We start from the raw sequence: 22,074 nt of genomic DNA on the forward strand, positions 1-22,074 counted from the left end.
GGAGCTTGTCAATAAATGATTAACGCAAATAAAGATTTACAATTCTTCCTTTACCAATAGAAGCAGGTAATACCGTTGTTGAATCATTTTGCAAAATCAATACCCTGCCTTCCGGTTTCATATCCCATAACCTACCTGTGAAAAATACATTCATACCTTGATGAATATTTGCTTGTGCAGCACGTTTGTTCATGCTGTACTTCAGCCATGCATCTCCTTCGCTTATTTTTTTATAATCAGTTGTGTCAACATCTGCAGGAGCTTTAAAACCATTGTATCCTTTCCATGCCGCAAGCCAAACACTATCGGTACCGCTAAACGAAGGAACCACAATAAAATCAGCTTTGTTTGTAAGATTTTTAAATGCCTGCGAATACCAACTGTCTGCACAGATCAACAGCCCCATATTTCCCGCCTTTGTTTTGATAACAGGTTGCTGCGAAGTATCGCCGGGAGAAGTGAAGCCATTCTCTTCATCAATAGGAAACATTTTTTTGATCAATGGGGCGATGATTCTTCCATCATTTCCAAATACAACACTGGTATTATAAATAGGAGCAACTTGCGTTGTTTTCAATTTGCCATCTGCATCAATGAACGCATCGGGCAACGCAATTGAACCCGCAACAATGGTACACTTGTATTCTTTAGCGAGTGTTGAAAAAACCTGTTGGTATTGCATCGCCATCTTTTCTGCCTTCAAATGAAAAATGGCATACTTCGATTTGTCTTTTGCTGGTGACTTTAAATAACCATAAAAGAAACTGAACAGGTTCGACCGAACCATTGTCGTCATCGCTTTTTCAATGGTCTCTTGTTTGTAGATCGTTTCTTTTTCATTTGTTGCTACTAACCAGGTGCCAACATATTCAGGCAATACAACAATTGATTTATTGGTAAGCTTTTGCTCACGCTTCAATTGCTCAAAATAAAAACGAAGAGATATTTCAAAATTGAAAACGGTAGAATAACTAGTTGCTGTTAGGAAAGGTTGGATGCCGATGATATTTCCTTTGCCGCTGTCGACACCTGCTTCTACATATTCAAACCTTGCTTTAAATTCGGGTAGTTTACTCCAGCCTGTTTCTTTTTCTTTTGCACGACCCGTATGCGACCAAATGAAGTAGGCTGAAAGAAGAATAGCCATCATGATTGCTATACGAATGAAGAATTTTTTCATTTTGAAATTTGTTTGAACCACGAAGGCACGAAGATCACACAAGGTACACAAAGAAGATATTAATGTAGATCAGTTGCATCTGTGTCATCAGTGATTCTATTTCTTGATTACTATAATTTCTCCAACATCTCCACCACTTTCTCCCGTTTCAGAATTAAATATCCAAAACGGTCGTTGCTTATACCTTCTTTTAATTGGTAGCTGAATTGCAACTGTTCATCCGTTGCTGTTGTTTCAAAATAGCGGAAGCTGATATTGGGATATTGCTTCAACTCTTCACCAATTTCATACAAGTGCGTTGAAAGAATAAATAGGGAATTTTTGATCTTCAGTAACCCTTTGATCACAGCCGTGCTGCAATGCATTGCATCCTGTATGTTGGTTCCTTTAAATAATTCATCAATTAGTACTAGCCATTTTCTGCCGTCGGTAATTTTCAAGACTGTATTCTTGATGCGCTGCACTTCGTTATAAAAATAGCTTTCGCCTTTTACAATATTGTCCTGCACCTGTATATTACTCAGCAAACCATCAAACAAACTTAATTCCATGGAAGCAGCAGGAACACCCATGCCTAAATGGGCAAGGTAAACGGCACATCCAACTGATTTAATAAACGTGCTCTTACCGGCCATATTAGCACCGGTGAGAAAAAGAAAATTCGTTTGAGGGTTCAATGTAATGTCATAAGCAACCGGCGACTGTAATAACAAATGATAAAGACCTTTTGCTTTGATCAACGGTTCAACACTTTCCTTTATATGCGGAAAATGAAGATTAAAATGTTGTACAGCCATCGCCATGCTGTAATACGCATCGAGTCTGTGATAAATATCAATCAGTTGTTCTGCCTGTCGTTTATATTCAATGCGTAGAAAATTGCCGAACCGCAACATTTTTTGCGGAGCAAGTGTAGCGGATGAATGTTGTTTGATCATATCCTGTACCATGGAGTGATCTAACAATTTCTTTATATCATTAACTAATAAGTTAAGTATAGGAGAGAGGTTGTTGTTCTCCTTAAATAATTGTTGCAATTGATTCATCCCTCTCAGGAAATCGATAAAATGACCAACAGTGTAACGAACCAAACGGTAATCAGGCGCTTCAAACAAGCGATAAAAAAAAGCTGGTATGGGTGAATAACTGTCGGGGATTTTATCAAACGGGTAACCATAGAATTTTTCTAAAACGAGAATGGTTCCGTTAGTAATTTCCTTTGGCCAACTTGGTATCACTTCGCCGATTTGTTTCAATGTTTGTTGCGTATCCTCAATTTTTTTCAGATTGTGAAGCGGATGCGTTAAAAGGTATTCCAGTTTCTGTTTACCACCAAACGTATTGCAGAAGTTGATACGGTTCAACAGCGAGTATTCCTCTTCACTATTGAAGATTGAAAGGTCGTAGTATGTGACTTTGTCTATTTCCAAGTTGTACTGACTCTATAAAATTAATTTCGGTCGAACAACAATCGTTGCCCCATCTGTGATTCATCTATGCGGCCGTTTCCATAAACTAAATGTCCATTTACAAATGTATGTGTAACCGTTGCCGGGAAGGTAAAGCCTTCCAAGGGGCTCCATCCGCATTTGTAAAGTATGTTTTCTTTAGATACGGTGTATAGTTTGTTCAGATCAACCAATACAAGATCAGCAAAATAACCTTCACGCACATAACCACGTTCGCTGATCTGGAAGCAATCGGCCACTGCGTGACTCATCTTCTCCACAATACGTTCCAAAGAAATTCTACCTTCTTTATAATAATGTAGCATTAGTAACAAAGGATGTTGCACCAGGGGTAAACCTGCATGTGCATGCTCGTATGATCCTTGTTTCTCTTCCCATGCATGCGGGGCATGATCGGTTGCAATTACATCAATACGGTCATCAAGCAATGCCTTCCATAATGCTTCTTTGTTTTCTTTTGCTTTAATAGCCGGGTTACATTTAATGCGGTAACCAAGCGTTGCATAGTCGTCGGTAGTGTAATGTAAATGATGCACACATACTTCGCTGGTAATTCGTTTTTCTTTTAGCGGCATCATATTGCCAAACAACTCCAGTTCTTTAGCTGTGCTGATATGCAGAATATGTAGGCGTGTGTTGTATTGTCGTGCAATCTGGATGGCCATTAGTGATGATTCATAGCAACCATTTTCATCACGTACCAATGGATGATCCGCAGGCGACAATTCACCTTTCAGCGCTTTTAAACGTTCATAATTTTCTTTGATGATGCTTTCACTTTCACAGTGTGTTGCAACCAGCATTTCGCTTTCACGAAACACTTTGTCCAAGGTATTGTAATTATCAACCAGCATATTACCGGTGCTTGCTCCCATAAATATCTTGATGCCGCAAATGCTGTTCTTAAAATTATTTGCTTTCAACGTATCATCGGCACTGGTATTACTGGTGCCCATGTAAAATGAATAGTTAGCAAGCGATGTGTTTGCAGCAATGGTGTATTTGTCTTCAAGCAAATCAAGATTCAATGCATTGGGAATAGTGTTCGGCATTTCCATAAAACTGGTAACACCACCGGCCACTGCGGCTCTTGCTTCGGTATGAATGGTGGCTTTATGTGTTAAACCGGGTTCACGAAAATGTACCTGGTCGTCAATTGCACCTGGCAACAGGTATTTGCCTTCTGCATTTATTTCTGTTGCTCCGTTTGCATTGCTGATGGAAGTTGCAATTTTTTCAATGCGACCATCTTTGATCAACACATCAGTGGGAGTGATCGTTCCTTCATTTACAAGTAAGCAATTCTTAATGAGGTAATGTTGCGACATGAGTTGTTCTGTTATTTCAAATAATTGGTGTGTAATTTGCTCGTATCAGCTCTTAAACTCTGTACAATTCGGTACGATGTATCGTCTGTATCACTTATTTTTACGATCAAAACACAACCGCATGCAATTTAGCAAATGCAGTCTTTGGTTAGCTCTTCTTGCTATACCCTTTTTTTCCGCTGCACAAAGTACGTACCTGCAGCAACAATCAAAACACCTTCATTTTATCGACCGGCTTGAATTAAAGACCGGTAATATCAGTGATTTAAATTTCACTTCCACAAAACCCTACGACCGGCGCTATGCTGTGCAATGGCTGGGAGCAAAGGCCGATTCAATGCTTGGCTTAACGCCGCTTTTTTATAACCAGGACACGGCATTGCGTTTAAGCAAGACCGATATGTACAACCTGCGCAGCCTTTATTTAAATAACCAGGAATGGGTAAAGGGCGATCGCAGTGTATTTGCCAGCAAAAAACCTTTTCTTAAACATTTTTATAAAACACCCGCCAGCCTTATTGAAAAATACGGAGATGATTTTTTTATTGCTGTTAACCCAATGATTAGTTATCGCCAATCGATAGAAGCGAATAATACAGATCAGAATATTTTCCTCAACCAACGTGGTTTGAATGTGCGTGGAAATATAGGTAACCGTGTTGGTTTCAGCGCCATGGCCATGGATGTGCAGGAACGTGGGCCATTGTTTGTACAGAACTGGGTCGATAGCCTCGATGCTGTGCCAGGTGCAAACTTTCATAAAACCTTTAAGCAAACAGGTGTTGATTATTTTGATGCAAGAGGGTCGTTTACATTCAATGCAGCAAAGTATATCAATTTCCAGATTGGTTACGATCGCAATTTTATCGGCAACGGCTATCGGAGTTTAATGTTGAGCGAGTTTGCCGGTAACCAGTTATTTGTAAAGTTGAATACACGTTTCTGGAAACTGAATTACCAGAATCTCTTTATGGAATTGCACACTACCAGTAAAAGCAACAATAATAATAACCTGGTTCCAAAGAAGTATGCAGCCATGCATCATTTAAGTATGAATATATTGCCCTGGTTGAATGTTGGTTTGTTTGAAGCAGTAGTGTTTGGCAGAAAAGATAAGTTTGAGTTTGGTTATATGAACCCCATTATTTTCTATCGCACGATTGAAGGAAATTTGGGCAGTAGCGATAATGCATTGGTAGGTGCCGATTTTAAAGCAAATCTTTTTAAACGTGTTCAACTATATGGACAATTGGTGATCGATGAATTTAATTTTGGTGAGTTAAGAAATGATCGCAGCTGGTGGGGAAATAAAACAGGTAGCCAGCTTGGGTTGAAATACATTGATGTGGCCAATATCAACAATCTTGATCTGCAGCTGGAATGGAATACTGTTCGCCCGTTCACTTACTCGCATTTTGATTCTGTATCGAGCTATACACATTACAATCAACCGTTGGCGCATCCATTAGGTGCAAACTTTAAGGAAGTGATTGCCGTGTTGCGCTATCAACCGATCGGCAAGCTAAATTTAACCGGCAGGTTGATCTATTGGAAACAGGGATTGGATAGTGCCAGTGGCCGTAATGCCGGGAGTGATATTTTGCGTGTGAATACCGACGGCCGCACAAGTAACTATGGATACACTACCGGAAACGGTGTTTCAAGTAAAGGAGTAAATGCGTTGTTCCTTGCCAGCTACGAAGTGTATGAAAATATTTTTATTGATGCCAACTTACTGCTTCGTCGTTTCAAGAAGGGAACTGCTGCCAGCCAAAACACAACCATGTTTGGTGTGGGAGTAAGGATGAATTTGTGGTATAGAGATTATGATTATTGATGACTAAATCGCTGAAAACACAGATAAAAAATATAAATTCAAATTTCAGTTTAGTCAATTAAGTTGTTTGTTGGTTCAGCATTGCTTTATTCAAATTCAAAAATCAGGGAGAATCTCTTAGATCAGCGAAATCTGTGTTTCTATCTTCTTATCCTTCCAAATGAATACTAAACACAATCATTCTCGCCTGCATTTTATCGATCACATTTGAGTAAATGAGATATTGATCTCTTGCATGCACACTTTTGATACTGTTGCTGAATTTTATTTCAGGACTCATAATAAAAGTGGGAAAGTAGAAATGAAAACCAAGCCCGAATTCATAACCCAATGCTGATTTATTAAGCTTCACCAGGTCTTCTGCACGGCGTGCCTGGCTGTTACTCGCAAGATCATAATCAAACTTGCCACCGCCTAGCATATAAACACGAAAGTTGTCAATACGATCGCTACTGAATTTCAATTGTAACGGCACACTGATGTAAATACTCTCAACCGTTTTTTGCTGCCAGTTTTTATCGCCCGTAAGTGGGTAGTTTAAATAATAATTAATACCCCGTGATGCAAAAATGAGTTGCGGGTTTGTTCTTACTTCCAGATGATCAACCAAACGCAAAGTGCCCAGCAAACCCAATCCAAACCCTGCGCTGCTTGTTGAACCAACAGTTGCAACACTATCATCCTGCAAAAATTTTGGATGATGATTCATGTGAAAGTAAGCGCTGTTACCGCTAAGTGTAATGCCAAAGTAGTACGACTTCAATTCATGATTAGGCAGATTTATTTCACGTTGTGCAAATGAGGTAAACGCACATGAAAAAAGAAAAAGAGTAACGATTATTTGTCGCCGCAATAAATACTGCATATGCCGAGCGTAAGAGGTTTGCATGAAGTGTCTTTAAATCCGGTTTTGTTCAAAACAGCTACAAAATTTTTTCCTTCGGGAAATGCTTTGATGCTGTTGTTAAGATATTGATAGGCTTTTTTGTTTTTACTGAATGCGCCTGCCACCTGTGGAGCAACCAATCCCATATAAAGATTGTATGCCTGTAAAACACCGGGCAGTTTTGGTTTCGAAAATTCCAGCACCACCAGCCGGCCACCTGGCTTCAACACACGGTAAATTTCGCTGATGCCTTTTTCAAGGTTTTCGAAATTTCGCACCCCAAACGCCACAGTTACTGCATCAAACGTGTTATCAGGAAAATTTATTGTTTCACTATCGCCGCTTTTGAGCTCTATAATCTGTTCTAACCCTTTGGCTTTCACCTTTACACGACCGCCTTCGAGCATCCCTTCGCTGATATCGATACCAATGATCTTTTCCGGTTGCAGCTGTTTGGCAGCCATAATGGCCACATCGCCGGTGCCCGTGGCCACATCCAACATTAGTTTAGGTTGAAGGTCTTTTAATCTCGCCAATGCCTTTTTGCGCCAGCCTGTATCAATGCCTGCCGAAAGAAAACGGTTGAGGAAATCGTAGCGTGGGGCAATGTCATCAAACATTTCCGCTACCTGCTTTTTCTTGCTGTGTTCCGATGCTTTGTCGGGTACTATCTTATCGTGTGCGTATTGTTCGCTCATGGTGGGCAAAGGTAAGGAGGGAATGGGCAAGTGGGAAGTAAGAAGTACAAAGTGCGAAGTGAATACAACCGGTAGCCGATAGTCTGTAGACTGTGGTCAGTCGTCTTGACGAGGCTCTCGGCTAATAACTATCGGCTATCCACTTTCTTCAACTATCTTGCACCCGTGAATATTCATTCAGCAACATATGTAATCAGCAGCCCCAAAGTAGAGGATTGCCCTAAGCCTGATAAACCGGAATATGCGTTTATTGGTCGAAGTAACGTGGGCAAGTCGTCGCTCATCAATATGATCTGCAATAACCAGAAATTGGCAAAAACAAGTGCTGCACCGGGAAAGACGCAGATGATCAATCATTTTTTAATTGAAAGTCTTGATGAGAAGAGCAATAAAAAAACAGATTGGTACCTGGTGGATCTGCCGGGTTACGGTTATGCAAAAGTGGCGCAAGGCCAGCGGAAGCAGTGGATCAAAATGATCGAAAATTATATCCGCAAGCGTGAAAACCTGTTGAATTTATTTGTGTTGATCGATAGCAGGCACAAACCGCAGGAAATAGATCTGCAGTTTATCAATCAACTCGGCGAATGGGAAATACCTTTCACAATTGTGTTTACCAAAGCCGATAAAACAACTCAGAAAGAGGTAGCAGCACAAGTGAAATCGTTTCTTGCAGCATTGGGCAAAAGCTGGCAATTTCTTCCACAAAGTTTTGTAAGCTCAGCAGTAAAATACAGGGGCAGAAAAGAAATTCTCCAGTTTATAGAAGAATGCAATAAAGAAGCAGCTGCCCAAATCGTGACACAAAAAGAAATAACGAGATAATAAAAAAGGTCGCTCCAACTGAACGACCTTTTTTTATTTCTGTTCTGAAATTTTTTTATTCACTCACTACAAGGCGGAAACCATTACCGTGAATGTTAACGATCTCAACTTTAGGATCGTCTTTCAGGTATTTACGAAGTTTAGCAATGTAAACATCCATACTGCGGCCGTTAAAATAAGTATCGCTGCCCCAAATGCGTTTCAATGCTGTTTCTCTTGGTAAAAGATCATTCTTGTACTCGCATAACATGCGCAGCAATTCACTTTCTTTCGGTGAAAGTGTATTTGTTTTTCCTTCAACTGTCAACTCACGCAATTTGGGATTGAAATGATAAATGCCGAGGTCGAACTCTTTATTTTCGGTCTCGTGTTTTGTTTCTTCGTTACGTTTTAAAATGGCTTTGATCTTCATCAGCAATACCTCGCTATCGAAAGGTTTGGTGATGTAATCATCGGCACCAAGTTTATAACCGGTTAAAATATCATCCTTCATTGTTTTTGCACTCAGGAAAAATAAAGGCACATCAGGATCTATATCACGAATATCTTCAGCAAGTGTAAAACCATCCACATGTGGCATCATCACATCCAACAGGCATATATCGAATTTCTCCCGTTGAAAAGCAGCCAGCCCTAAACGGCCATCACGTTCCAGTGTTACATCAAAATCATTCAACTCTAAATAATTCTTCAATACATTTCCAAAACTGCTATCGTCTTCAACTAATAAAATTTTTGATTTAGCTTCTTCCATTTTTCTTGATTTATAGTGACAAATAAAGATAAAACCTTTTGGCGCAAATCCTTTAGCCGTCTAATTTTTTGTTAAAGAACCCCTTTTGCAGAAGTTCACGTATAGTTCTTCGCTGTTATTTTTGCATTTCAAACACAGTATATGCGCATAACTTTCGATAACCGATTTAAAAAGCTTATTGTCATTGGCGACCGTATTCTTATAAAACCAACAATGCCCGAAGAGCGCACTGCCAGTGGATTGTACTTACCTCCCGGCGTACAGGAAAAAGAAAAAGTACAACAAGGTTATGTAATAAAAACCGGGCCGGGATATGCTATACCAATGCCGGTTGATGATGAGCCATGGAAAAACGAAGATGAACAAGTGAAATATGTGCCATTGCAGGCCAGAGAAGGTGATTTGGCCATTTTCCTGCTGAGTGGTGCAACAGAAGTGATGTATGAGGGTGATCGTTATTTTATTGTTCCGCAAAGTGCAATTCTTATGCTGGAACGGGAAGAGGAATTATAAAAATGGCATCCCGTAAAAACAGGATGCCGTATAACTACTATCGAAACCAGAGATTATTTTTTATTAAGGAACCATTTACCTCCATTGGTACTGCTTGGACTATTTCCCCATGTTCCTTCAAGAAAAGTGAATTTTGAATCAACCGTTGCAGAAATTGCCATTAAGCTTGATGAGCCGGTGTAAGTATAAGTTGCTGTTACTGTTGTTCCCGAAACTGTATAAACACCTTCAGCTTTGGCAGCAGTTGCAGTATCAGCTCCATCGAAAATGCGCACAGTTCCGTTTGAACGAAATAATGCTGCATATCCATACGTAGGGTAAGCATCACTAAATGCCCACTTGCCTTTCCAAAATCCAACAATAGATGCTGCTTCAGGCCCTTTATCTTTTTTGCAGGAAATAAATACGAAACTGCAAAGAACTACTGCCATAAAAAACTTGTTCATGATTTGTGATTTAAGGTTTAATGATTAATGTGCGGCAAAGCTATTTTCATATTTTATTTTTTACAATACCACTTTCCGGTATATACCGTTAAGTTGTATAAAAAAAACGCCGCATAAAAATGCAGCGTTGCTACGATTGCTGAGAAAATTGCTTGATGTTGTAAAAGTATTCTGTTGTACTTTTCCTGTCAATACAACAAACAGGTAGTTTTATCTTGTCATCCTATTATATCACGCTAATTTAATTTTCTATGGCCGCTCTTCAACAGTTCACAACTACAATGCAACAAGGTTATACATTCAAAGGCGAATCGTTTCGCTTAGGTGTTGGCGTGTATGATAAACAGGTAGTGAAAGATGCCACTGTATTGCTGCCATTGAAAACAATGAACAGGCACGGACTAATTGCTGGTGCAACCGGTACCGGTAAAACAAAAACATTGCAGGTAATTGCAGAAGGGTTGAGTGATGCGAGTATACCTGTTGTGTTGATGGACATAAAAGGAGATCTGAGTGGTATTGCGGCTGCAGGTGCAAGTAATACCAAGATAGAAGAACGTTTACAACTGATGGGAGGAGAATATAAACCATCTGCATTTCCGGTTGAGTTAATGACGTTGAGTGATGATAAGAAAGGTGTGCGGCTGCGGGCTACCGTTAGTGAGTTCGGTCCCATTCTATTATCAAAAATCTTAGGATTGAATGATACACAGCAGGGTATAGTGGCAATGATCTTTAAGTTTTGCGATGATAATAAAATGCCTTTGCTCGATCTCAAGGATTTTATCAAGATCATTCAATACATCAGTGATGAAGGAAAATCAACTATTGAAAAAGATTATGGAAAGATATCTACTTCATCAACCGGAACCATCCTTCGTAAAGTAATAGAACTGCAACAGCAAGGGGCTGATGCTTTTTTTGGTGAACCAAGTTTTGAAGTAGATGATCTGATGCGTATCAGCAACGATGGCCGAGGTATGATCAGCATATTGCGTGTAATGGAATTGCAGGACAGGCCAAAGCTATTTTCAACTTTTATGTTGAGTTTGTTAGCAGAATTGTATGCAACATTGCCCGAAGAGGGTGATATGGATAAACCAAAGCTTGTATTGTTTATTGATGAAGCACATCTTGTGTTCCAGGAAGCAAACGAAGCTTTATTGCAACAAATTGAAACGGTGATTAAACTGATCCGTTCAAAAGGTGTAGGTATTTTCTTTTGTACACAAAACCCGCAGGATGTGCCTGCAAGTGTTTTATCACAACTTGGTTTAAAAGTGCAACATGCATTGCGAGCCTTTACAGCAGCCGATAGAAAAATTATTAAACAAGCAGCTGAAAATTATCCTGAAACTGAATTCTATGACGTGGATGAATTACTCACACAACTAGGAATAGGTGAGGCTTTTGTTACACTGTTGAATGAAAAAGGAATTCCCACTCCGTTAGTGCATACCATGTTAGTGGCACCACGCAGCCGGATGGATGTTTTAGAAGAAGCAGAAGTTGATGCGCTTGTTGCAAAAAGCAAGCTGGTGAAAAAATATGCAGAAACAATCGATAACGAAAGTGCGCATGAGATCATTACTGCTAAACTGGAAGAAGCTGCCGAAAAAACAAAAGCTGCCGAGGAAGAAAAGGTTCAGGAAAAAGAAGAAAAGAAGAAACCTGCAAAAAAGGAAGAAACCTTTTTTGATAACCCCACAGTGAAACAGGTGGGCCGTACTGCAGCAAGTATAATTACAAGAAGTTTATTAGGTGCTTTAGGTTTGGGAGGCAGAACCACAAGAAGAAAGAAGACGGGGTGGTTTTAATACATCTTTGAATTATTTCACTTTCAATAACCCTTCTTTTGTAAGGGTTATTTTTTCTTCAGCCAGTAAATGATCAATTACTTTCCACACACGTTCTTTTTGTTTACTACCTAATCGGCTGATAAAATCTTTTACAACAATTCCCTGAGCATTTGCTGTAGTGAGAATTTGTTCCTGCAATTGTGTAAACTCGCCAGGTGAAAGGTCGTTCCCTTTTTTCCATAAACAAACATCACAAACACCGCAATCATCAATCGTTTCATCACCAAAATAAGTCCCAATCATTTTACTTCTGCAGGTGTTGTTGCTGGTTATATACTCCAGCATTTTGTTCACCCGCAGCTCCAACTGTTCTTTCCGTTGTAATAAATTTGATGGATTAATGAACAAATCTTCAACTGCAGGACGATTTTCTAAAAACTGCAACTGGGGTTTATCTTTTTGAGGGGTGTACCTGATCATGCCATGCTGATGCAATTGTATTAAAGCGTTCTTAACGGTATCAAGATCTGTTTTTAAAATACTCACTAATTGTTTTTCTGATATGAATGTTTCCATATCAAAAATGCCACCGTAGTTACGTAACAAGGCTTTCATAACCGGCTCTAATTGTTGATGCTCCTGTTCAAATTCTTCCAGTCGCTGTTTGTTTGCTGTAAACACCACTTTTGCAGGTAGAAAAACTTGTTCGGCATAACTGATCCAACCTTCCTGTTCCAATGTTTTTAACGCATACACTGCGGTATAAATATTCAGCTTAAATGTTTTGATGAAATCATTCAGATCAAATTCCATCCATTGCAATTCACCGCTCCCACTTGGGATTTGCAAATAGTTCACTAAACATTGATACACTCTTTTTACTTCTGCAACCGGAGGAAAACGAATAGCTGATAAACCTTTTAATTCGCTGAGATCTTTTTCTTCATACAATAGTACTGCATAGGATTTTTGTCCATCACGTCCAGCACGACCAGCTTCCTGGTAATAATTTTCTAAACAGTCGGGAGTATCATGATGAATGACTACACGTACATCTGGTTTGTCAATACCCATCCCAAACGCATTGGTGCACACAATTACTCTTGTGTCATTTTTCAACCATGCTTCCTGTCTTTTACCACGTTCATCGTTTGTTAACCCTGCATGATAATAATCCGCAGAAATATGATGGAGTTGTAATAGTTGTGCAGTTTCCTGTGTCATTTTCCTGCTTTTGCAATACACAATTGCAGTGCCTTTTACATTATTAAGTATTTGCAGAATTTTATTGATACGGCTTTCAACACGGAATATACTGAAAGAAACATTCGGCCGGAGGAACGACCCTTTGTAAATATGATGATTGCGGAATTGTAATTTGTTGCATATATCATCCTGCACCTGTGGCGTTGCTGATGCAGTTACTGCAAGTACAGGAACACCAGGTAATTCTTTCCGAAAATTTACAATCTTTAAATATGAAGGACGAAAATCGTAACCCCATTGCGAAATACAATGTGCTTCATCAACAGCAATGAGTTGAATGTTCATCCCCGGCAAATATTCGAGAAAGAGATTTGTTTCTAAGCGTTCAGGTGATACATATAGAAATTTTAGTTTCTCATTTACGGCCATTTGCAAAATGTCTTTCACCTGTGGGAAAGGCATACCTGTATAAATAGCTGCTGCACGAATATCTTTTCGATGCAATGCTTCAACCTGATCTTTCATTAAAGCAATTAGTGGAGACACAACGATGCACATACCGTCTTTTGCCAAAGCAGGTACCTGGTAGCAAATACTTTTACCGCCACCGGTAGGTAATAACGCAAGTGTATCTTTTCTGCTTAACACCGATTCAATTATTTCCTGTTGAAGCGGACGAAAGGATGAATACCCCCAGTATTGTTGAAGTATGGAAAAAAGATTCTGCATGAATGCCGTGAAGTTACACGACCTTTTTCACAAACAAACGCACACTGTTGATTGCCAGTACAACATCACTTAAACCCATCACCAATGCACCGAAAGTTGGCGTTAATAATCCAAATGCGGCAACAGGTATAGCAACGATATTATAACAGAAAGCCCAGAACAAATTTTGTTTAATAGTGATGAAGGTATGTTTACCTAAGCCCAGGGAAAGCGGCAGATTTTTTAACCCATGATTCATTAATACCACATCGGCTGTTTGCATGGCCACCTGCGATGCTTCACTTAATGAAATGCCAATTGTTGCTTTCGCTAAAGCAGGTGCATCGTTAATACCATCACCCACCATTGCAGTAGGTGTAACTTTATTTAATCGGTCAATCACCTGTAACTTTTGTTCTGGTGTTTGCTCGGCAATAACTTCATCAATGCCCAACTGTGATGCAATGGCTTCACATTTTAATCGGTTGTCACCACTCAGTAAGATAGTTTTAATGCTTTTGCTTTTGAGGTATTGTACAATCGGTTTTGCTTCTGCCCGCAATTCGTCTTTTACATCAACCCATCCAACCAACTTGCCGTTTCTCAGTACATACACATTATGTGTTTCATCTTTTGTTTCGGTTGCTGCTGCTTTGTATGAACCTGCGATCCATTCAACGCCTTCTTTTGTTCTGGCCTTCATACCCAAACCTTTGATCTCTTCAATTGAAGCCCATCGTTCATCTTTATTTGTTTTCCATGCCGACGAAATACAAGTTGCAATAGGATGGTTTGAATATTTTTCCAGCGAATAAACAATGCGTTGAAATTCGGAGTTGTCAATGCTGAATGCTGAATGGCGAAAAGAAGAATCTGTTGGTGTGTGTTCCTCGTTCGTGCCTGCATAGCTGCTAATTTGTCGCTTGTCGTTAATTACCGACCGGCCGTTGACCATTGACAATTGATCATTTACAATTTTCCAGTCTGCTAACACAAAATTACCAGTGGTTAATGTGCCTGTTTTGTCAAACACAACTTGTGTAATGTTCTTGAACAACTCAAGACTTTTTGCATTGCGAAACAGAACACCATTTTTTGCAGCACGACCCAGACCAACAGCAATGGCAGCAGGCGTTGCCAAACCCATCGCACAAGGACAAGCGATTACCAGTACTGCAATGCTACGCATTAATGCAGGTGTAAACTCTTTTAAAATGATCCAGTTTGCAGCAAATGTTACAAGGGCAATACCCAATACAACAGGAACAAAAATAGCACTGATCTTATCTGCTAATTGTTGTACCGGCGGCTTTTCGCCCTGCGCCTGTTTTACAAGATTTACGATGTTTGATAAAACAGAATCTTTGGCTGTTGCTGTTACCTGCGCTTTTACTGTACCATCAACTAAAATACTTCCACCAATCAGCTGATCTTTTTGTTTTTTGGTGAGCGGTAAACTTTCACCTGTAATGATAGCCTCATTCACTGTTGCTTCTCCCCACAGGATCTTAGAATCAGCAGGAATCTGTTCACCACTTTTTATAAGAATAAGATCGCCGATATGCAGTACCGTATTTTCAACTGGAAAAATTTGTTCCTGGTGCTGATCATCAAATGCAATCATATTGGCCATCACTTTCTGGCTCTTCGCCAAACTGTTCAATGCTCTTTGTGTTTGATCCACCGATGCATCTTCGAGATAGTTGCCAAGAAAAACTAAAGTGATAATAGTAGCTGCCGTTTCATAAAACAAATACTGCTCCGCCTGGCCTGTTAATGTGCCATACAAACTATATACAAACGCTGCGGTTGCACCTACGGCAACTAATACGTTCATATTCGGCATGCCGTTGCGGATGCTTTTCCATGCACTGCGACCAAAAAAATTCATTCCAACAATATACACGGGTATACATAGTGCCAGCTGTAACCATGGATTCATCAGCCAATGAATATGGATCCATTTTTCAAACATATGCAGCATCAACACCAATGTAAAAGGCGCACAGATCAAAACATATCTGAGGAACCTGTTCATTTTTTTCGTCTCTTCCGGTTTGGCAGACACTCCATTCCTTTCTGCCACCTGGTAGCCTAATGATTCAAGTCCTTTTTCGAGTTTATTTGTATCTGTATTTTCAACAAGGTCAAACAATACTTCGCCACTTGCAGGGTTGGCCTTTACATTTTTCATACCTTCTTTTTCAAGGTATTTATTGATTGTAAGAGCGCAATTTGCACAAGTCATACCGTCTACTTTCCAATTCATCTTTTCCATAATGCTCTTTTTTATTGTCTTTGCAATTGGTCTTTCTTTTGATATAACCAACCAATAATTCAGCCAGATAATAGCCTGATTATTTCAATTGCAAAGTTACGGACGGAGCTAAAGCGCTTCAATCAATATCTTTGCAACCAATATTCAAATCTGCCCATGCAATACACAATAACAAAGGATAATATACACCGTGTTGCAAAAGAATTGCTGCAGCAGTTGAACCAATTCAATGTGTGGGCTTTCGATGCGGCTATGGGGAACGGTAAAACAACATTTATCCATGCAGTATGCGATGAGTTGGGTGTGCGTGATGCTGTCGGCAGTCCAACTTTTTCAATCATCAATCAATACCAGTCGAATGAAGGAAAGGTCATCTATCATCTCGATCTTTATCGCATAAAAGATGAGGAAGAAGCAATTCAGGCAGGAGTGGAAGACGTGCTTTATAGTGGCGAACTTTGTTTGGTTGAATGGCCCGAAAAAGCTGCCGATCTCTTTCCTGATGACACCATTCATCTTTCTATTGAAATTATTGATATAAACACAAGGAGAATAACTGTAAAAGTTCCGAACTAGTTTTGTAATTTGGGTTCTTTCTAAAAAATCAACAGGCAGCGATTGTATGGCGTTATCAAAACCAATAGTGAGTGCTTCGTTCAGTTACGAGACCTTAGAAGAAAAATTAGATATTAAAGCAAAAGGCGCTCAATTGTTCATTGGTATTCCACGTGAACAAATGTTCCAGGAAAACAGGATCGGACTAACGCCGGAAGCGGTGAGCGTTTTGGTGAACAATGGCCACCGTGTAATGATCGAATACCTTGCGGGAGAAGGCTCGCATTTCAGCGATAAAGATTACAGCGAAGCAGGTGCTAAGATTGCTTACGATCGCAAAGAAGTTTATCAATGCGATATCTTGATTAAATCGGCTCCGGTTTGTGAAGAAGAGATTGAGTTTTTAAAACCAGGACAAACAATTATTTCCCCTATTCATGTTGCGGTGATGAAGCCTGAGATTCTGGCGGGTATGATGGAGAAGCGAATCACCGCATTGTCGTTTGAAAACCTGAAAGATGATTCAGGCCATAATCCAATTGTTCGAAGTATGAGTGAAATTGCTGGTAGTGCGGTAATGCTCATAGCCGGGCAATATCTCAGCAACTTCAATAATGGCAAGGGCGTGTTGCTTGGTGGTATCAGTGGGATACCGCCCACCAAAGTTATTATTATCGGTGCCGGTATTGTGGGTGAATATGCGGCACGCACAGCAATGGCAATGGGTGGAAGTGTAAAGGTGTTCGATAATAATATATACAAGCTCAAACGCATGCAGAATGCTATTGGGCACCGCATGTGGACTTCAGTTGTTGAACCAAAAATTCTGGCGAAGCAGTTAAAGACCTGTGATGTTGCAGTGGGGGCATTATCTTCCATTGGTGGTGCAAGAACACCTATTGTTGCAACTGAAGAAATGGTGGCGCAGATGAGACCCGGTAGTGTGATAGTGGATGTTAGTATCGATCGTGGGGGTTGCTTTGAAACAAGTGAAGTAACCAGTCATGAAAGTCCCATCTTTATCAAGCACGGTGTTATTCACTATTGTGTACCAAATATTCCAAGTGGTTTTGCACGCACAGCATCGCAGGCGATCAGCAATGTATTGATGCCACTGTTAATTGAAATTGCTGATGAAGGCGGGCTGGAAAAATTACTCTGGCACAAACTGAATATCCGAAACGGTATTTATCTTTTCAAGGGATCGCTTACTAATTTTTATCTCAGTCAACGTTTTGATTTAAAATATACCGATCTGAATTTATTAATTGCAAGCAGGGGATAAGATGCGATTAGGTAATTTGAATATTTGAAAATTGTAAGCAGACCAAGTTTTACTTATACTCTTCTCTTTCCGGCATAAACACATCAATCACTTTACAAGTGCTGATGGCTTTGCCGCCATGTTTTACATTGCCAGGAATGGTTATTACTGCACCTGCAGTTAATATTTCTGTTTTTCCATCAACCGTTAATTCAAATTCACCTTCTACTAAATGCATAATCTGTTCATGAACATGTGAATGCTCCGGAATAGGAGAGTCGGCTTCAATATGCCAGAAAGCAATAGTCGATGTTCCGGTATGAACAAATTTTCCATGGTAGCCCGGAAACATTTCTTTTGAGTGGATCGAGTTGAGATGATGGAAATACATGAGTTTATTGTTTATAATCCATGATACTAAGCTTGTGATTGCAGAACTTGTATTCCACTTCATCATTGCTGCTTACAATCACGAGCCTGTTATTGCAGTGGTCTTTGATCAAACGATGATAGAGTGAAATGCCATCCGCATCTAAGTTGGTGCAAGGTTCATCCAGTAATACAATGGGAACATCGCTCAAAATAGCCTGCGCCAGTTTTACCCGTTGCTTCATTCCACTGCTGAAATTGCGGAGTTGTTTATCGCTTGCTTTCTCTAATCCAAGTAAATGAATAATCCCCTTAACAGTAAATGAAGAAAGAAAAGGTTTAAACGAATGATGAAATTCAAGAAACTCCGTTAACGTCATTTCTTCAGGTAGTTCCAGGTAAGGCGCTGCAATACCGATGTATTGATGATGATGTTCTGCTGCAATCGTTTTTTCAGCACTTATAAAATCAATCCTGCCTTCTGAATGTTGCACGGCACCTGCAATAATTTGCAGCAAAGTTGATTTGCCCGAACCGTTGTTGCCGGTTATAGCATACGCATCAGCATCAGTAAATTCGTAAGTGACGCTTCGAAAGATCCATTCCCTGTTGTATCGCTTACCGGCATCAGAAAGCAATATCCTCATCGCCGCTGGTTTGTGATTTACGTTTGATCACACCGATCTCCGATTTCTTAATAAAACCAAGAATTTCATCTCTTGTATCGGTAACAGGTAACATTTGTTCAATAAGCTCAACCGCTTTTGATACGATATGTTTCTCCACAAAAAGTATGTGATAGATCTTGAAAATTTCTTCAATGGTTTCTTTGCTGTAACCACGCCTGCTCAATCCAACATTGTTTATACCAACATAACTTAATGGCTCACGTGCTGCTTTTACATAAGGCGGCACATCTTTGCGGATGGCGCTCATACCTGCAATGTAAGCATGCTTACCTACATGTGTAAACTGGTGAGCAGCACTCATACCGCCAATGATTGCAAAATCATCGATGGTAACATGTCCGGCTAATTGCACAGAGTTTGCAAGAATAACATTACTGCCAACAATGCAATCATGTGCAACATGTGCATAGGCCATAATAAGACAGTTGCTGCCAACCTTGGTTGTGTTTTTATCGGTGGTGCCACGATGGATAGTTACACACTCACGAATAGTGGTGTTATCACCAATCTCAGCTAATGTATATTCTCCACGGTATTTCAGATCCTGAGGTACAGCGCCAATAACCGCACCCGGAAAAATAGAACAGTTCTTTCCAATTCGGGAAGCGGAAAAAATGGTGACATTGCTCATGACATGTGTTCCATCTCCAATGATCACGTCATCATGAATAACAGAAAACGGATCAATGGTAACATTGGCACCAATCTGAGCGTTGGGGTGTATATGAGCAAGATTACTAATCATTCTTTGTTCGTTTTACGATTTGAGCAGTAAGATCTCCCTCGCACACCACTTTGCTGCCCACAAAAATGGTTCCCCTCATTTCAACAATACCTCTGCGAATTGGATTTTTCAATTCCATTTTTAAAATTAAGGTATCGCCGGGTACAACTTTCTGTTTGAATTTGCAATTATCTACTTTCAGAAAATAAGTATCGTATTTGTCTTCGGTATCTTTTGGTATTGCCAGCAACCCACCACATTGTGCCAAGGCTTCAACCTGCAATACACCCGGCATTACATAGTTACCGGGAAAATGTCCCTGGAAGAAAGGCTCATTGTAAGTTACATTTTTTACACCTACAATATAAGTGTCGGTCAACTCAATGATTTTGTCAACCAATAAAAATGGATAACGATGCGGAAGAATTTTTTCGATCGAAGTCACATCATGCACAGGTGGTTTATCAGGATGATAAACCGGAACATTTACTTTGAACCGATTCTTCTTAATATGTTCTTTGATCTTTCGTGCAAACTCTACGTTACTTGCATGGCCGGGACGGTTAGCAATGATATGTGCTTTGAAAGGCATGCCCACTAATGCAAGATCACCAACCAGATCGAGCAGTTTATGACGGGCAGGTTCGTTAGGAAAACGCAACTGAAGATTGTTAAGATAACCTTCGCTGGTTACTGCAAACTTTTCTTTGCCGAATGCTTTCGACAATGTTTCAAGCTGTTCATCGCTTACAGGTTTATCAACAACAACAATCGCATTATTGAGATCGCCGCCTTTGATGAGATTATTTTTTAAGAGAAATTCAAGTTCGTGAAAAAAGGAGAATGTTCTGCACGATGCGATTTCATTATTAAACTCAGCAAGATTACTCATTTGTGCATGCTGTGTACCAAGCACAGGTGAGTTAAAATCGATGAGTGTATTGATACGGAAAGTGTCAGCAGGCATTGCCACCATTTCCACCTTTTTGTTCTCGTCGAGGAAATAAATATTATGATCGATGTTGTACCAGGTTTTGATGGCATCCTGTTTCTTGCGTCCAACTTTTTGTAAAGCTTCAACAAAAGGATGCGAACTTCCATCAAGAATGGGAATTTCAGGTCCATCTATTTTTATCAGCACATTATCAATCTCACAGCCGGCAAAAGCAGCCAACAAATGTTCAACGGTACTTACCGATGCGCCATTATTCGCAAGGGTAGTGCTGCGGTTGGTTTCCACCACAAAATCTACATCAGCCTTTACTGTTGGCTGATCGGGGAGGTCAATTCGTTGAAAAACAATACCTGTATTTGGCTCGGCCGGTTCAAGGGTCATATTTACCGGTGCTCCGGTGTGAATGCCTGCGCCGGAGATGGTAATTGACTCAGCCAGTGTATGTTGATTGGAATTACCGTTGCCGTTACTCTGATTCATGGGCACGAAAGTAATAAAAAACAGGTGAAACGACCGTAAGCGTATAAAGGGCTAAATACTTTCTTTTTCAGCCATTAATTGTTTAATGAGGAATTCCAGTTCGGCAATGCGTTTCTCCAGGTCGGGGAGGTTGCGGAAAATGGCCTGGCTACGTAATGTACTGGTATAATCGAAAGCGGGTGAACCTGTAACTACGCTGTTGGGTTGCTTCATAGATTTGCTTACTCCGCTTTGTGCGTTGATGCGGCTTCCATCAGCAATGGTGATGTGGCCAACAATACCTGCTTGTCCGCCAATCATTACCCGGTTACCAATCTTGGTACTGCCACTTACACCGGTTTGGGCAGCAATAACAGTGTAAGTACCTATCTCAACATTATGGGCAATCTGGATGAGGTTGTCCAGTTTAGCACCTTTATGAATAATGGTTGAACCCATGGTAGCTCTGTCAATGGTGCAATTAGAGCCGATCTCCACTTCATCTTCCACTACCACATTGCCAATTTGAGGTACTTTTTGATAAGTACCATCAGCCTGCGGTGCAAAACCAAAACCATCGCCGCCTAAGACTGTTCCTGCATGTATGATGACTTTATTGCCAATGACACAGTTGTGGTAGATCTTAACGCCCGGGTTAACAACGGAGTTATCTCCAATTACAACGCCATTACCAATATAGCAATGAGGGTGAATCTTTACATTCTTCCCCAGTTTTACATTTTCACCGATATAAGTAAAAGCTCCAATAAAAACATTTTCGCTGATGACCGCCGATTTTGCGACAAATGATGGTTCCTGGATGCCCACCATTTTCTGTTCCATGATCTGTTCATAAGCTTGGAGCAACGTGGCGAAAGCACTGTAAGCATCAGGTACACGAATAAGTGTGGCAGCAATCGACTGTCTTAATTCCAAAGATTCATTAATGATAATGATAGAAGCACCTGTGCTATATAAATAATCTTCGTATTTGGGATTGGCTAAAAAAGCTAGTTGGCCGGCAACGGCTTCTTCAATTTTACTGAAAGAATTTACTGTTGCGTTAGGATTACCCTCTACCGAACCTTTAATGATGAGCGCAATTTGCGAGGCCGAAAACTCCATGTATCCT

20 protein-coding genes are annotated in these 22,074 nt (G+C 40.2%); 6 read left to right on the forward strand and 14 right to left on the reverse strand.

Annotated features, from left to right (window positions below; genetic code table 11):
• Positions 1–19 precede the first annotated feature (19 nt).
• From ACO1QW_RS07465 to ACO1QW_RS07475, 3 genes are all read right to left on the reverse strand, one after another.
• Positions 20–1,180 carry a carbon-nitrogen hydrolase family protein gene (locus ACO1QW_RS07465; protein ID WP_486257165.1) on the reverse strand — a complete coding sequence of 387 codons (1,161 nt, stop codon included), beginning with the start codon at positions 1,178–1,180 and terminating at the stop codon, positions 20–22.
• A gap of 110 nt (positions 1,181–1,290) precedes the next feature.
• Positions 1,291–2,544: a MutS-related protein gene (locus ACO1QW_RS07470; protein ID WP_486257167.1), complete on the reverse strand. Its 1,254-nt coding sequence runs from the start codon at positions 2,542–2,544 to the stop codon at positions 1,291–1,293.
• Between the two features lie 86 nt (positions 2,545–2,630).
• Positions 2,631–3,977, reverse strand: coding sequence for a dihydroorotase (locus ACO1QW_RS07475; RefSeq protein WP_486257169.1), 1,347 nt, complete (start codon positions 3,975–3,977; stop codon positions 2,631–2,633).
• A gap of 121 nt (positions 3,978–4,098) precedes the next feature.
• Here ACO1QW_RS07475 and ACO1QW_RS07480 point away from each other — a divergent pair, with 121 nt between their 5' ends.
• Positions 4,099–5,814, forward strand: a complete 1,716-nt coding sequence (locus ACO1QW_RS07480; RefSeq protein WP_486257171.1) for a capsule assembly Wzi family protein — start codon at positions 4,099–4,101, stop codon at positions 5,812–5,814.
• Between the two features lie 148 nt (positions 5,815–5,962).
• On the opposite strand, the gene porT is transcribed toward ACO1QW_RS07480, so the two are convergent.
• Entirely contained in the window at positions 5,963–6,679 is a 717-nt protein-coding gene (porT, locus tag ACO1QW_RS07485) for a type IX secretion/gliding motility protein PorT/SprT (RefSeq protein WP_486257173.1), read from the reverse strand.
• On the reverse strand, positions 6,652–7,398 hold the full coding sequence (gene ubiE, locus ACO1QW_RS07490; protein WP_486257175.1) for a bifunctional demethylmenaquinone methyltransferase/2-methoxy-6-polyprenyl-1,4-benzoquinol methylase UbiE: 747 nt from the start codon (positions 7,396–7,398) through the stop codon (positions 6,652–6,654). The genes porT and ubiE overlap by 28 nt, the downstream gene beginning before the upstream one ends.
• A 165-nt stretch (positions 7,399–7,563) precedes the next feature.
• Between ubiE and yihA the strand changes: the two genes are divergently transcribed.
• Positions 7,564–8,223, forward strand: coding sequence for a ribosome biogenesis GTP-binding protein YihA/YsxC (gene yihA / locus ACO1QW_RS07495; protein ID WP_486257177.1), 660 nt, complete (start codon positions 7,564–7,566; stop codon positions 8,221–8,223).
• 55 nt (positions 8,224–8,278) lie between these two features.
• Here the strand turns inward: yihA and ACO1QW_RS07500 are convergent, their stop codons facing one another.
• Positions 8,279–8,977: a response regulator transcription factor gene (locus ACO1QW_RS07500; protein WP_486257179.1), complete on the reverse strand. Its 699-nt coding sequence runs from the start codon at positions 8,975–8,977 to the stop codon at positions 8,279–8,281.
• Between the two features lie 141 nt (positions 8,978–9,118).
• On the opposite strand from ACO1QW_RS07500, the gene ACO1QW_RS07505 reads away from it, so the two are divergent.
• On the forward strand, positions 9,119–9,490 hold the full coding sequence (locus ACO1QW_RS07505) for a co-chaperone GroES (protein WP_486257180.1): 372 nt from the start codon (positions 9,119–9,121) through the stop codon (positions 9,488–9,490).
• Between the two features lie 53 nt (positions 9,491–9,543).
• Here ACO1QW_RS07505 and ACO1QW_RS07510 read toward each other — a convergent pair whose 3' ends face one another.
• Complete coding sequence (locus tag ACO1QW_RS07510; protein WP_486257182.1) at positions 9,544–9,936, reverse strand: hypothetical protein; 393 nt, start codon at positions 9,934–9,936, stop codon at positions 9,544–9,546.
• Between the two features lie 251 nt (positions 9,937–10,187).
• On the opposite strand from ACO1QW_RS07510, the gene ACO1QW_RS07515 reads away from it, so the two are divergent.
• Positions 10,188–11,753 carry a helicase HerA-like domain-containing protein gene (locus ACO1QW_RS07515; protein WP_486257183.1) on the forward strand — a complete coding sequence of 522 codons (1,566 nt, stop codon included), beginning with the start codon at positions 10,188–10,190 and terminating at the stop codon, positions 11,751–11,753.
• Between the two features lie 12 nt (positions 11,754–11,765).
• Here the strand turns inward: ACO1QW_RS07515 and ACO1QW_RS07520 are convergent, their stop codons facing one another.
• Positions 11,766–13,670 (reverse strand): RecQ family ATP-dependent DNA helicase, encoded by a 1,905-nt coding sequence (locus ACO1QW_RS07520; RefSeq protein ID WP_486257185.1) that lies wholly within the window; start codon positions 13,668–13,670, stop codon positions 11,766–11,768.
• Positions 13,671–13,683: 13 nt separating this feature from the next.
• Complete coding sequence (locus ACO1QW_RS07525) at positions 13,684–15,927, reverse strand: heavy metal translocating P-type ATPase (protein WP_486257187.1); 2,244 nt, start codon at positions 15,925–15,927, stop codon at positions 13,684–13,686.
• A 156-nt stretch (positions 15,928–16,083) separates the two neighbouring features.
• Between ACO1QW_RS07525 and tsaE the strand changes: the two genes are divergently transcribed.
• Positions 16,084–16,503 carry a tRNA (adenosine(37)-N6)-threonylcarbamoyltransferase complex ATPase subunit type 1 TsaE gene (tsaE, locus tag ACO1QW_RS07530; protein WP_486257189.1) on the forward strand — a complete coding sequence of 140 codons (420 nt, stop codon included), beginning with the start codon at positions 16,084–16,086 and terminating at the stop codon, positions 16,501–16,503.
• Between the two features lie 46 nt (positions 16,504–16,549).
• Positions 16,550–17,767: an alanine dehydrogenase gene (locus ACO1QW_RS07535; protein ID WP_486257191.1), complete on the forward strand. Its 1,218-nt coding sequence runs from the start codon at positions 16,550–16,552 to the stop codon at positions 17,765–17,767.
• 49 nt (positions 17,768–17,816) lie between these two features.
• Here ACO1QW_RS07535 and ACO1QW_RS07540 read toward each other — a convergent pair whose 3' ends face one another.
• Genes ACO1QW_RS07540 through lpxD form a run of 5 tightly spaced genes read right to left on the reverse strand, consistent with a single transcriptional unit; the run spans position 17,817 to position 22,067 of the window.
• Positions 17,817–18,137, reverse strand: coding sequence for a cupin domain-containing protein (locus ACO1QW_RS07540; protein WP_486257193.1), 321 nt, complete (start codon positions 18,135–18,137; stop codon positions 17,817–17,819).
• Positions 18,138–18,141: 4 nt separating this feature from the next.
• Complete coding sequence (locus ACO1QW_RS07545; protein ID WP_486257195.1) at positions 18,142–18,762, reverse strand: ABC transporter ATP-binding protein; 621 nt, start codon at positions 18,760–18,762, stop codon at positions 18,142–18,144.
• Positions 18,743–19,549 carry an acyl-ACP--UDP-N-acetylglucosamine O-acyltransferase gene (gene lpxA, locus ACO1QW_RS07550; RefSeq protein ID WP_486257197.1) on the reverse strand — a complete coding sequence of 269 codons (807 nt, stop codon included), beginning with the start codon at positions 19,547–19,549 and terminating at the stop codon, positions 18,743–18,745. The genes ACO1QW_RS07545 and lpxA overlap by 20 nt, the downstream gene beginning before the upstream one ends.
• The gene (locus ACO1QW_RS07555) at positions 19,542–20,963 is read right to left on the reverse strand and encodes a bifunctional UDP-3-O-[3-hydroxymyristoyl] N-acetylglucosamine deacetylase/3-hydroxyacyl-ACP dehydratase (RefSeq protein ID WP_486257198.1); all 1,422 of its coding nucleotides are present in this window, start codon (positions 20,961–20,963) and stop codon (positions 19,542–19,544) included. Before ACO1QW_RS07555 ends, lpxA begins: the two co-directional genes overlap by 8 nt.
• 51 nt (positions 20,964–21,014) lie before the next feature.
• Positions 21,015–22,067, reverse strand: a complete 1,053-nt coding sequence (gene lpxD, locus ACO1QW_RS07560; RefSeq protein ID WP_486257200.1) for a UDP-3-O-(3-hydroxymyristoyl)glucosamine N-acyltransferase — start codon at positions 22,065–22,067, stop codon at positions 21,015–21,017.
• Between the last annotated feature and the right edge of the window lie 7 nt (positions 22,068–22,074).

It is taken from the genome of Lacibacter sp. (assembly GCF_057361365.1).

What these genes read in the sequence shown, in the direction of transcription:
- ACO1QW_RS07465 (WP_486257165.1), bottom strand. Translation starts at nt 1,180, where the DNA reads ATGAAAAAATTCTTCATTCGTATAGCAATCATGATGGCTATTCTTCTT.
- ACO1QW_RS07475 (WP_486257169.1), bottom strand. Translation starts at nt 3,977, where the DNA reads ATGTCGCAACATTACCTCATTAAGAATTGCTTACTTGTAAATGAAGGA.
- ACO1QW_RS07480 (WP_486257171.1), top strand. Translation starts at nt 4,099, where the DNA reads ATGCAATTTAGCAAATGCAGTCTTTGGTTAGCTCTTCTTGCTATACCC.
- porT (WP_486257173.1), bottom strand. Translation starts at nt 6,679, where the DNA reads ATGCAGTATTTATTGCGGCGACAAATAATCGTTACTCTTTTTCTTTTT.
- ubiE (WP_486257175.1), bottom strand. Translation starts at nt 7,398, where the DNA reads ATGAGCGAACAATACGCACACGATAAGATAGTACCCGACAAAGCATCG.
- ACO1QW_RS07500 (WP_486257179.1), bottom strand. Translation starts at nt 8,977, where the DNA reads ATGGAAGAAGCTAAATCAAAAATTTTATTAGTTGAAGACGATAGCAGT.
- ACO1QW_RS07505 (WP_486257180.1), top strand. Translation starts at nt 9,119, where the DNA reads ATGCGCATAACTTTCGATAACCGATTTAAAAAGCTTATTGTCATTGGC.
- ACO1QW_RS07510 (WP_486257182.1), bottom strand. Translation starts at nt 9,936, where the DNA reads ATGAACAAGTTTTTTATGGCAGTAGTTCTTTGCAGTTTCGTATTTATT.
- ACO1QW_RS07515 (WP_486257183.1), top strand. Translation starts at nt 10,188, where the DNA reads ATGGCCGCTCTTCAACAGTTCACAACTACAATGCAACAAGGTTATACA.
- ACO1QW_RS07520 (WP_486257185.1), bottom strand. Translation starts at nt 13,670, where the DNA reads ATGCAGAATCTTTTTTCCATACTTCAACAATACTGGGGGTATTCATCC.
- ACO1QW_RS07525 (WP_486257187.1), bottom strand. Translation starts at nt 15,927, where the DNA reads ATGGAAAAGATGAATTGGAAAGTAGACGGTATGACTTGTGCAAATTGC.
- tsaE (WP_486257189.1), top strand. Translation starts at nt 16,084, where the DNA reads ATGCAATACACAATAACAAAGGATAATATACACCGTGTTGCAAAAGAA.
- ACO1QW_RS07535 (WP_486257191.1), top strand. Translation starts at nt 16,550, where the DNA reads ATGGCGTTATCAAAACCAATAGTGAGTGCTTCGTTCAGTTACGAGACC.
- ACO1QW_RS07540 (WP_486257193.1), bottom strand. Translation starts at nt 18,137, where the DNA reads ATGTATTTCCATCATCTCAACTCGATCCACTCAAAAGAAATGTTTCCG.
- ACO1QW_RS07545 (WP_486257195.1), bottom strand. Translation starts at nt 18,762, where the DNA reads ATGAGGATATTGCTTTCTGATGCCGGTAAGCGATACAACAGGGAATGG.
- lpxA (WP_486257197.1), bottom strand. Translation starts at nt 19,549, where the DNA reads ATGATTAGTAATCTTGCTCATATACACCCCAACGCTCAGATTGGTGCC.
- ACO1QW_RS07555 (WP_486257198.1), bottom strand. Translation starts at nt 20,963, where the DNA reads ATGAATCAGAGTAACGGCAACGGTAATTCCAATCAACATACACTGGCT.
- lpxD (WP_486257200.1), bottom strand. Translation starts at nt 22,067, where the DNA reads ATGGAGTTTTCGGCCTCGCAAATTGCGCTCATCATTAAAGGTTCGGTA.